General features: G+C 73.3%; 9 protein-coding genes. 5 read left to right on the forward strand and 4 right to left on the reverse strand.

What is annotated here, in order from left to right:
* Positions 1–589, reverse strand: a 589-nt coding sequence (locus AE652_RS13465; RefSeq protein ID WP_199823089.1) for a GNAT family N-acetyltransferase, incomplete at its 3' end; no start/stop codon positions are given.
* A 218-nt stretch (positions 590–807) separates the two neighbouring features.
* Here AE652_RS13465 and AE652_RS13470 point away from each other — a divergent pair.
* Entirely contained in the window at positions 808–2,118 is a 1,311-nt protein-coding gene (locus AE652_RS13470; protein WP_049651567.1) for a PD40 domain-containing protein, read from the forward strand.
* Here the strand turns inward: AE652_RS13470 and AE652_RS13475 are convergent.
* Entirely contained in the window at positions 2,100–2,798 is a 699-nt protein-coding gene (locus tag AE652_RS13475; RefSeq protein WP_049651568.1) for a hypothetical protein, read from the reverse strand. The genes AE652_RS13470 and AE652_RS13475 overlap by 19 nt on opposite strands.
* A 238-nt stretch (positions 2,799–3,036) precedes the next feature.
* On the opposite strand from AE652_RS13475, the gene sph reads away from it, so the two are divergent.
* Complete coding sequence (sph, locus tag AE652_RS13480) at positions 3,037–4,014, forward strand: sphingomyelin phosphodiesterase (protein WP_049651569.1); 978 nt, start codon at positions 3,037–3,039, stop codon at positions 4,012–4,014.
* Positions 4,015–4,166: 152 nt separating this feature from the next.
* A complete protein-coding gene (locus tag AE652_RS13485) occupies positions 4,167–5,000 on the forward strand; it encodes a thioesterase family protein (RefSeq protein ID WP_049651570.1) in 834 nt (277 codons plus the stop codon).
* Between the two features lie 49 nt (positions 5,001–5,049).
* Here the strand turns inward: AE652_RS13485 and AE652_RS13490 are convergent, their stop codons facing one another.
* Entirely contained in the window at positions 5,050–6,375 is a 1,326-nt protein-coding gene (locus tag AE652_RS13490) for a radical SAM protein (protein ID WP_049651571.1), read from the reverse strand.
* A gap of 545 nt (positions 6,376–6,920) precedes the next feature.
* On the opposite strand from AE652_RS13490, the gene AE652_RS13495 reads away from it, so the two are divergent.
* A complete protein-coding gene (locus AE652_RS13495; RefSeq protein ID WP_234348368.1) occupies positions 6,921–8,219 on the forward strand; it encodes a family 2 encapsulin nanocompartment cargo protein terpene cyclase in 1,299 nt (432 codons plus the stop codon).
* Between the two features lie 87 nt (positions 8,220–8,306).
* Positions 8,307–9,185, forward strand: coding sequence for a geranyl diphosphate 2-C-methyltransferase (locus AE652_RS13500; protein ID WP_049651572.1), 879 nt, complete (start codon positions 8,307–8,309; stop codon positions 9,183–9,185).
* Between the two features lie 71 nt (positions 9,186–9,256).
* Here the strand turns inward: AE652_RS13500 and AE652_RS13505 are convergent.
* A partial coding sequence (locus AE652_RS13505) for a dihydrofolate reductase family protein (RefSeq protein WP_049651573.1) occupies positions 9,257–9,629 on the reverse strand: 373 nt, incomplete at its 5' end.

Below are 9,629 nucleotides of genomic sequence, written 5' to 3' on the forward strand. Positions count from 1 at the left end.
GGGCGTGGCCCATCGCGAGGTCGAAGCCGCGCTGCGCCTGCTCCTGGAGCGCGGCCAGGGCGGGCAGGTCCGCCGCTCGGGCGGTGCGCAGCGCGGGGGCGTCCCCGGCGCCGACGGTGGGCGGGGCGGTGAGCAGCGGCCGCGAGACCGGGATGTCGATCGCGTACTCGTAGCCGAACAGCCGGTAGAAGTACGGGATTCCGATCATCACCTGGACCACGTGCCCGCGCGCGGCGGAGCGTGCGTGCGCCCACCGCAGCAGGGCCCGGACCAGGCCGCGGCCCTCGTACTCCCCGTCGGTGGCGACCATGTCGACCTGCCCGGCGGGCAGTCGGACACCGCCGAGGCGCAGCTCCTCGTCCAGCAGGGTGGCGGTGGAGACGACCCGGTCGCCGTCGACCACCACGGCGCTGGCCGACCGGCCGGCGTCCGGGTCCTCGACTACCAGGCGGTGGTCGAGCGCGTCCCCCGGGTCGCCGCGCTCCGTGAGCAGCGCGCCGATCCGCTCCTCGTCCTCCGGCCGGGACTCGCGCAGGAGCAGGCCGCCGGGCAGGGCCATCGGCAGGGCAAAGGGTTCGTCAACGGTCATTCCCGGACCCTCGCACCGGTGGCCGCGCGCGGCCAAGGGGTTTTTGCCGAACCGGCAAGGAAGAGCGGGAACACGCCTGATGTGGAGGGGAGTTGGCGAGATCGTACCCGTCTCGGGCGTGGTCGGGTTGACCGTGGCCACGACCGGAGGGTTGGCTTCCTCCTGGGGGATGGGGGAGTGCGGGGGAATCCACGAGGAATCCAAGGGGAGGGGAGCCCATGAAGACGACGACGCTCCGGGTGGTCTGTGTCCTGGCGGCCGCGCTGCTGGCAGGCACCGCGGCACCGGCGGCCCACGCGCGGCCCGAGCCCGCGGCCACGCTCACGTCCGCATCCGCGTCCGCGAGCGGTGACCCGGTCCGGGTGAACGTGAGCCCCGACGGCGCGCCCGCCGACGACTGGTCCGAGCCGCTCGGGCTGAGCGCCGACGGCCGGTACGCCCTGTTCACCTCGCTGGCCTCGAACCTGGTGCCCGGGGACACCAACCGCCTCTACGACGTCTTCGTCCGCGACCTGTGGACGCGGCACACCGAGCGGGTCAGCCTCGCCGACGACGGCGCCCAGCTGGACGGCTCCACCAGCCAGGCGGCGATCAGTGCCGACGGCCGCTACGTCGCCTTCAGCAGCGACGCCGCCAACGCCGTCCCCGGGAACGGCAGCGGCCGCACCGACGTCTACGTCCGCGACCGCCTGACCGGCCGCACCGAGCTGGTCACCGCCGGCACCGGCGCCGGAAACTCCGTCAGCCCCGCGATCAGCGCCGACGGCCGCTTCGTCGCCTACTCCTCGGACCGCGCCGACCTCGCCCCCGGGGCAGGGGCCGGCACCGCCAACGTCTACCTGACGGACCGTCGGACCGGCGGCACCCGGCTGGTCAGCACCGGGCAGGGCGGCGCCCCCGCCGACGGCGGCTCGGTGGAGCCCTCGCTCAGCGCGGACGGCCGGACCGTCGCGTTCCGGTCGAAGGCGGCCAACCTGCTGCCGGCCGCCGGGACCGGCCCGACCGCCCGGCCCGCCCAGCCCGCCGTGAAGCCGCCGCCCGCCCGCCAGCTCTTCCCGCTCTACGTCTACGACACCCGCACCGGCCGGATCGAGGGCGCGAGCGTCGACGCGAGCGGCACCCTGCGGGACGCCGTGCGGCAGAGCCGGCTGAGCCCCGACGGCCGGTTCGCGCTGTTCCGGGTGTTCGAGCCCGGCCAGGGCGCCACCCGCGTCGCGCTCCTCGCCCGCGACCTGCGCACCGGGGCGGTCACCGAGGTGGCCCCCGCCGGCACCCAGCCGGGCGTCATGACGGCGGACGACCGCTGGGTCTACTTCGTCTCGGACGACGCCGGCCTGGTGCCCGGCGACACCAACGGCGCCCCGGACCTCTTCCGGCGGGACCTGAGGACCGGCCTGGTCGAGCGGGTCGCCGAGGGCGTCGGCCCGTCCTTCGCGCCCGCGGTGGACGCGTTCGGCACCACCCTGCTGTTCGGCGCCCTGAACGGCACCGGCTCCGACGTCCTGGTGCGCTACCTGCTGCCCCGCTGACCGGCCGCGGCGCCCGGATCCCGCAGGGTGCGGCGCGCCGCGACCAGGGTGAGCAGGCCCCACAGGACAGCCAGCGCCGCGGTGACGTAGACGCCGCCGCGGCGGAACGGGAGGTCCTCGTCCAGGGAGACCGGCGGGGCCCAGCCCGCCGGGTCGACCAGGACGTTCTCGGTGTCGCCGACGGCGTACGCCGAGCAGCCGAAGCCGCCGACCCGGGCGTGCGGCAGCGGCCGCCCGTCGGCGCGGCGCAGGTCGCAGGTCCAGCTGACGGTGCCGTTCCTGTCCTTGGCGCTGTGGGCCGCGGTGACCACCACCGCGGTCTCCACCCCGCGGTCGGTGAGGATCTGCGCCCGGATGCTCCCCGCCGGCAGCGCCAGCAGCAGCACGCCGAACAGGACGGCCGGCCAGATGACCAGGCCGCGGGGCCGGACGAAGCCGAGCCCGATGACGCCCGCCGAGAGCACCACGAACGCCAGGATGCCGCAGGGGAGTTCGTAGTCCGGGTTGCTGCCGAGCACGGCCAGGCCGACCATCAGCACCGGGGTGAGCACCCCGACCGGCCAGGCCGTCCGGCGGACCGCCTTCGGCGACAGCTGCGGCTCCGGGCGCCTGCGGACCCGCTTCGGCGGCCGGACCACCCCCTCCGCGAGCGGCCTCTTCTGCTTCTTCCTGCGGGCCATGCCTTCCCCCGTCCGTTCTTCCGTGGTGCTGGGGACAGTCTGACCGCCGCTCCCGGCACGCGGTACGGAGGGGCGGGGCGGTGACCGCCCGTCAGGCCCTCGACGCGGGTGTTACCGACGAGTTCATCACATGCTCGCCCGCTGTCTTGCGGGCCGTGCGGGGAGCCGAGTTGGATACACAACATCCCTTGACCCGACGGGTCCACGACAACACCCGCGATGCCCTCCTGGAGGCCCGATGCCCCTGTCGTCCGTCCGCCGCACCCTCGCCGCCGGTGCCGCCGCCACCGTCCTCGCCGTGCTCGGCGCCGCCCCGGCCTCGGCCGAGACCGCCCCGACGACCGCGCCCCCGCTCGACGTGCTGACCTACAACACCTTCCTGATGAGCACCTCGCTCTACCCCAACTGGGGCCAGCAGTACCGGGCGCAGGCCATCGCCTCGGCGGACTTCTTCCAGGGCCACGACGTGGTCGTGCTGGAGGAGGCCTTCGACAACGCGGCCTCCGACGCGCTCACCGCCAAGGCCTCGGCCGCCTACCCGTACCACACGCCGGTGGTCGGCCGCTCCACCAGCGGCTGGGACGCCACCTCCGGCAGCTACAGCTCCACCACCCCCGAGGACGGCGGCGTCACCCTGCTCAGCAAGTGGCCGATCCTGCGCAAGGAGCAGTACGTCTTCAAGGACGCCTGCGGCTCGGACTGGTTCTCCAACAAGGGCTTCGCCTACGCCGTGCTGGACGTCAACGGCCGCCGCACCCACGTGGTCGGCACCCACCTCCAGTCCACCGACTCCGGCTGCGCGAGCGGCCAGGCCGCGGACATCCGGGCCAAGCAGCTCACCGCGATGCGCGCCTTCCTGGACGCCAAGCGGATCCCGGCCGACGAGCCGGTCCTGGTCGCGGGCGACCTCAACATCGACTCGCACGGCTCCGAGTACCAGGCGCTGCTGAGCAACGGCAACCTCGCCCCGGCCTCCGCCCGCACCGGCTGGCCGAACTCCTTCGACACCGTCGACAACTCCATCGCCGCCTACCGCTACCCGGGCGAGCCCAAGGAGGACCTCGACTACGTCCTCTACCGGGCCGACCACGCCCGCCCGCAGCAGTACGTCAACGAGGTGGTCCGGGTACACAGCGCGCCCTGGACGGTCAGCAGTTGGGGCAAGAGCTACACCTACACCGACCTCTCCGACCACTACCCGCTCGCCGCGCACTGACCGGCCGGATCCCCCGGGGGTGTGGGATGCGTCACCCGTGACGCCGCGCGGGCGGTTCGGCCCCTTACGATCCTGAACGCCGAGGTCGGGCGCCGTCGTACCCCGGCGGCGCCCGCCCGGCAGCCAGCGATCCGGCCCGAGGAGAAGCGCACGTGACCACCCCCAACGCCGCGCCCGACAGCTACTACCAGCGCACCGGCGACCACACCTACAAGCCCACCGTGCAGGCGCAGGGCGCCTGGCACCCCGACGAGCAGCACTTCAGCCCGCTCGGCGGCCTGATCGTGCACGCCATCGACCGGTACCGGGCCGACCAGCGAAGGGCCGACCAGCAGGGGACCGGCCGCCCCGCCGACGGCCTGGCGCTGGCCCGGATCAGCTACGACATACTCGGCCTGATCGCCCTCGACGAGTGCGAGATCACGGTGGAGACCGTCCGCCCCGGCCGCACCATCGAGCTGGTCGAGGCCACCGTGACGATCGGCGGGCGCGCCGTGGTCCGGGCCCGCGCCTGGTTCCTGGCCGAGCTGGACACCACCGCCGTCGCCGGCACCCACGACGAGCCGCTGCCCGCGCCCGAGGAGTTCGAGCCCTGGACGATGCGCGGGGTCTGGGGCGGCGGCTACATCGCCTCGATCGACGTCCGCCGCCGGGAGAGCGCCCCGGGCCGCGCCGCCGCCTGGCTCTCCACCCCGGTCGAGCTGGTCGCCGGGGAGCCCAGCGGCCCGCACGCCTCCTTCGTCATGCTGGTGGACACCGCCAACGGCATCGCCGTGCGGCAGAGCCCCACCGAGTGGATGTTCCCCAACACCGACCTGACGATCCACTTCCACCGCCGCCCCGAGGGCGGCTGGACCGGCCTGGACACCAGCGTCAGCTTCGGCCCGGCCGGGCACGGCGTCACCAGCACCGTGCTGCACGACGTCCGCGGGCCGCTGGGCCGGGCCGAGCAGATCCTCACCGTCCGCCCGCAGCACGCGGGCTGACGGCGGCCGGTGGTGCGGGCGTCGCGGCCCGCACCACCGGGGCGGGTCCTCAGCCGGTCAGCGAGTCCATGAAGGAGCTCACCGAGAAGACCGCCTTGCCGGGGCCCGCCGGGCCGTACCCGGGCGGGGAGGAGAGGCCGAACTCCTCCAGGGTGCCCCGGTAGGTCTGCAGCAGCCGGATGTGGTACTCCAGCGGCGCGCCCTGCGGGTTGGCCTTGCCGAGCGGGGTGGTGGGCTCGGGGCACCAGGTGGTGAAGCGCGGCACCACGCCGCGGGACATGAAGAAGCGCAGGCCCTCCTCGGTGGAGGCGATCGCCTCGTCCACCGTGGTGAAGCCGAAGGGCTCGGCCATCTCCACGCCCGCGACGAAGTTGGGGATCACGTTCTCCGGGCCGAACACCTCGGTGGAGTCGAGGATCCGGCGGTGCCACTCGTCCCGGCCGACGTAGCGCTCCTTGCCGGGGCAGTAGAGCTCGAACAGCCGCTTGTCCCACACCTCGAAGTTGGGGTGGTAGATCCGCACGCCGTAGTCGTGGAAGCGCTGGACGTCCTCGCGCGGCAGGGCCTGGGCCACCACCTTGCCGATCCAGCGGCCGGGGAAGCGCTCCTCGATGGCCTTGGCGTACTGCCCGTAGAAGTCGGCCTCGTCCCGGCCGCCGACGTGCGAGGTGATCGCCCCGCCGGTGAGGGTGTACGCCTGGGAGGCCCGGGCGGTGTCGTGCCGGTCGATGATCGCCAGCGCCTCCAGCACCTCCTCGACCGGCTTGACCCCGGTGTACGGGCGGCCGGCCGCCTTGTGCTGGCGCCAGTTGTGGTTGATGTCGCAGTACTGGCACTCCTCCTTGGCGCCGAAGTACTGGCAGACCCGGAACACCGTGAGGTAGATCAGGTAGCCCCACTGGATGGTCGGGGCGACCTCCATCACCGACTTCCCGTTGGCCAGCGTGTGCCGGTAGTAGTCCGGCATCGGCGGCAGGCCGACGTCGGCGATCCGCGCACCGTCCAGGTAGAGGCCGAGCGTGCCGTCGTCCCCGGCGCCGACCCGGTACGGCGAGTCCGGGTTCACCCGCACCGACACCACCGTGCGGCGCAGCCCGTACGGCCCGCCGGTCAGCACGACCTCCTCCGGCGGCCGGTTGAGCGCGGCCGCGCCCAGCTCGGGCAGGGTGCGGTGGTCGAAGGAGAAGATGAAGTACGACTTCGGCTTGACCTCGCCGCCCCCGTCGGCGCCCGCGCTGCCGCTCAGCGCGGACTCGTCGAAGGCCATGCCGCCGCGCAGCAGGTCCTCCTTGATCACCGCCTCCCGGGGCACGTCGGGATAGCGCTCCATGAGCTGCTCCACGAGTGCGGTGCGGCTGCGGGCCTGGCTCTCCATGCGCTGGTCTTCCTTCCTGGCCCCGCCTCCTCGACGGCGCCGTGCCCATTCTGTCCCGCCTTACGCCCACGCCCTTGCACCGGGCCCGGCCCGGGGCGATCGACCGGCCCCCGGCGGGCGACCGTGGGTCATTTCGTTTCGCGTTCGAACAGCCCGCGCCACGAGCGGGACGACGCGGCCGGCGGGAGCGGGACACGAGGGAGTGGCGGCAAGTTGACGCGCGGACGGGCGGCTCGGCGGGCGGGTTCGCGGCGGGAGTGCGCAGGTGCGGGGCGGGGTGATGCACGACGAGGGCGTGCCCAAACGCCCGCACGGGGAACGTTCACCCTATCGGGTGATGAAGATCGTCTGGTGCGATGCGGAACGCGCCTTCGCGCCTACGGTGGTGAACCGAGCGAGACGGGGCCGGAGACCGGAGATCCCGTTCGAGGCGGGTGGGATGACGACCCGTCATATTGTGCGACCCCCTTCAGAGGAGGCTCCATGCCCCTGTGCGCCTGGCCGGACACACCATCCGGGCCCGTCACCGCCCCGGCGGTGGGCCCATGAGCTCCCCCGCGATCGAACGGATCCTGCGCGGGCCCAGCGGACTGGGCACCTCCGGGCTGCAGTTCAGGCCGCAGGCCCCGGCGGACGAGGTCTCGGCGCCCCAGGCTCCGACGCCCGAGGTCCCGGTCGAGGTGGTCCCGGCGCCCGAGGCGACCGCGACCGTGACCGAGACCACGACGGTGACCGAGACCGCGGCGGCGACGCCCGGGTTCCGGGTGCCGTCCGCCCACGTCCTGCCCGTCCCGACCGCCGCGGCCCCGACCCCGGCCGCCGCCGGGTCGGCCGCCGAGGCGCCGAGCGGCGGCAAGCCCCGGAGCGGCGACCCGATCCCCGGCCTCTACCACCACCCGGTCGCCGAGCCCGACCCGGTGCGGGTCGAGGCGCTGAGCGCGAAGCTCAAGGTCTGGGCGATGGAGGAGATCGAGCTCTACCCGCCGGAGTGGGAGAAGGACTTCAACGGCTTCTCCACCGGGCGCTACATGGTGGCCTGCCACCCGGACGCGCCGAGCGTCGACCACCTGATGCTCGCGGCCCGCCTGATGGTGGCCGAGAACGCGGTGGACGACTGCTACTGCGAGGACCTCGGCGGTTCGCCGATCGGCCTGGGCAGCCGCCTGCTGCTCGCGCACACCGCGCTGGACCCGCTGCACACCACGTCGGAGTACCACCCGGGCTGGGAGGCCTCGCTGAGCTCGGACGCGCCCCGGCGCGCCTACCACTCGGCGATGGAGTACTTCACCCGGGCCGCCACGCCCTCCCAGTCGGACCGGTTCCGGCACGACATGGCGCGGCTGCACCTGGGGTACCTGGCCGAGGCCTCCTGGGACCAGGCGGACCACGTCCCGGAGGTGTGGGAGTACCTGGCCATGCGCCAGTTCAACAACTTCCGCCCCTGCCCGACGATCACGGACACCGTCGGCGGCTACGAGCTGCCCGCCGAGCTGCACGCGCTGCCCGCCATGCAGCGGGTGATCGCACTGGCCGGCAACGCCACCACCATCGTCAACGACCTGTACTCGTACATGAAGGAGCTGGCCAGCCCCGGACTGCACCTGAACCTGCCGGTGGTGATCTCCGAGCGTGAGGGCGTCTCCCGCAAGGAGGGCTACCTGAAGGCGGTCGAGGTCCACAACGAGCTGATGCTGGCCTTCGAGGCCGAGGCGGCCGCCCTGGCCGTGTCCTGCCCGGTGCCGACACTCGTACGGTTCCTGCGCGGTGTGTCCGCGTGGGTCGACGGCAACCACTACTGGCACCAGACCAACACCTACCGCTACACCCTGCCCGACTTCTGGTGACACCGGCCCCTCCGGGGGCACCACCTCCCGCCGGCAGCGCATTTCCCTTGATGACCGACCCCTTGACCATCCGCTAGGAGCTGACCCATGTCCGTGACCGACGACATCACCACCCCCGGCAACACCATCCCCGGCCCGGCGACTCCGTACCAGGGCGACATCGCGCGCTACTGGGACCACGAGGCCCGTCCGGTCAACCTCCGCCTGGGTGACGTCGACGGCCTCTACCACCACCACTACGGCATCGGCGCCATCGACCAGGCCGCGATCGGGGACCCGGCCGACGCCGAGCGCGAGAAGAAGGTGATCGCCGAGCTGCACCGGCTGGAGTCCGCCCAGGCCGACGTGCTGCTCGGCCACCTCGGCGACATCCGCGCCGACCACACCCTGGTCGACGCCGGCTGCGGCCGCGGCGGTTCGATGGTGATGGCCCACCAGCGCTTCGGCTGCCGGGTCGAGGGCCTGACCCTCTCCACCCAGCAGGCCGACTTCGGCAACAAGCGCGCCGCCGAGCTGGGCATCGGCGGGTTCGTCCGCTCCCAGGTCGCCAACATGCTGAACATGCCCATCGAGACCGGCTCGGTCGCGGGCTCCTGGAACAACGAGTCCAGCATGTACGTCGACCTGCACGACCTGTTCGCCGAGCACTCCCGGGTGCTGAGCGTCGGCGGCCGGTACGTGACCATCACCGGCTGCTGGAACCCGCGCTACGGCCAGCCGTCGAAGTGGGTCTCGCAGATCAACGCCCACTTCGAGTGCAACATCCCCTCCCGCCGCGAGTACCTGCGGGCGATGGCCGACAACCGTCTGGTGCCGCAGGCCGTCATCGACCTGACGCCGGACACCCTGCCCTACTGGGAGCTGCGGAACACCACCTCGCTGGTGACCGGCATCGAGGAGGCGTTCATCGAGTCCTACAAGGACGGCTCCTTCCAGTACGTGCTGATCGCGGCCGACCGGGTCTGATCCGGTAGCGCCGCACGACGGCGGCCTCCCCGCGGGTGCGGGGAGGCCGCCGTCGTGCGCACGAGGGCCGGCTACGGCCGGGTGAAGGTGAGGTGGGTGACGCCGCTCGGGCTGCTCACCGCCTCGGTGCGGAAGCGCTGCTCCAGCCCTTCGAGCCCGTCCCAGAGCCGCTCGCCCCGGCCGAGCAGCACCGGCACCACGACCACGTGCAGGTGGTCGACCAGATCGGCGGCCAGGAAGGCCCGGACGCTGCTCGGGCCGCCGCCGATCCGCACGTCCAGGCCGCCGGCCGCCTCCCTGGCCCGGCGCAGCGCCTCCTCGGGGGAGGCGTCCAGGAAGTGGAAGACCGTCCCGCCGTCCATCTCCACCGAGGGGCGCGGATGGTGGGTGAGCACGAAGACCGGGGTGTGGAACGGCGGGTTCGGCCCCCACCAGCCCCGCCAG

It is taken from the genome of Kitasatospora sp. MY 5-36 (assembly GCF_001182915.1).
Lineage (GTDB): Bacteria > Actinomycetota > Actinomycetes > Streptomycetales > Streptomycetaceae > Kitasatospora.

Excerpts from the sequence above, each read along its gene's own strand:
- AE652_RS13495 (WP_234348368.1), top strand. The coding sequence starts at position 6,921 with ATGAGCTCCCCCGCGATCGAACGGATCCTGCGCGGGCCCAGCGGACTG.
- AE652_RS13490 (WP_049651571.1), bottom strand. The coding sequence starts at position 6,375 with ATGGAGAGCCAGGCCCGCAGCCGCACCGCACTCGTGGAGCAGCTCATG.
- sph (WP_049651569.1), top strand. The coding sequence starts at position 3,037 with ATGCCCCTGTCGTCCGTCCGCCGCACCCTCGCCGCCGGTGCCGCCGCC.
- AE652_RS13470 (WP_049651567.1), top strand. The coding sequence starts at position 808 with ATGAAGACGACGACGCTCCGGGTGGTCTGTGTCCTGGCGGCCGCGCTG.
- AE652_RS13500 (WP_049651572.1), top strand. The coding sequence starts at position 8,307 with ATGTCCGTGACCGACGACATCACCACCCCCGGCAACACCATCCCCGGC.
- AE652_RS13475 (WP_049651568.1), bottom strand. The coding sequence starts at position 2,798 with ATGGCCCGCAGGAAGAAGCAGAAGAGGCCGCTCGCGGAGGGGGTGGTC.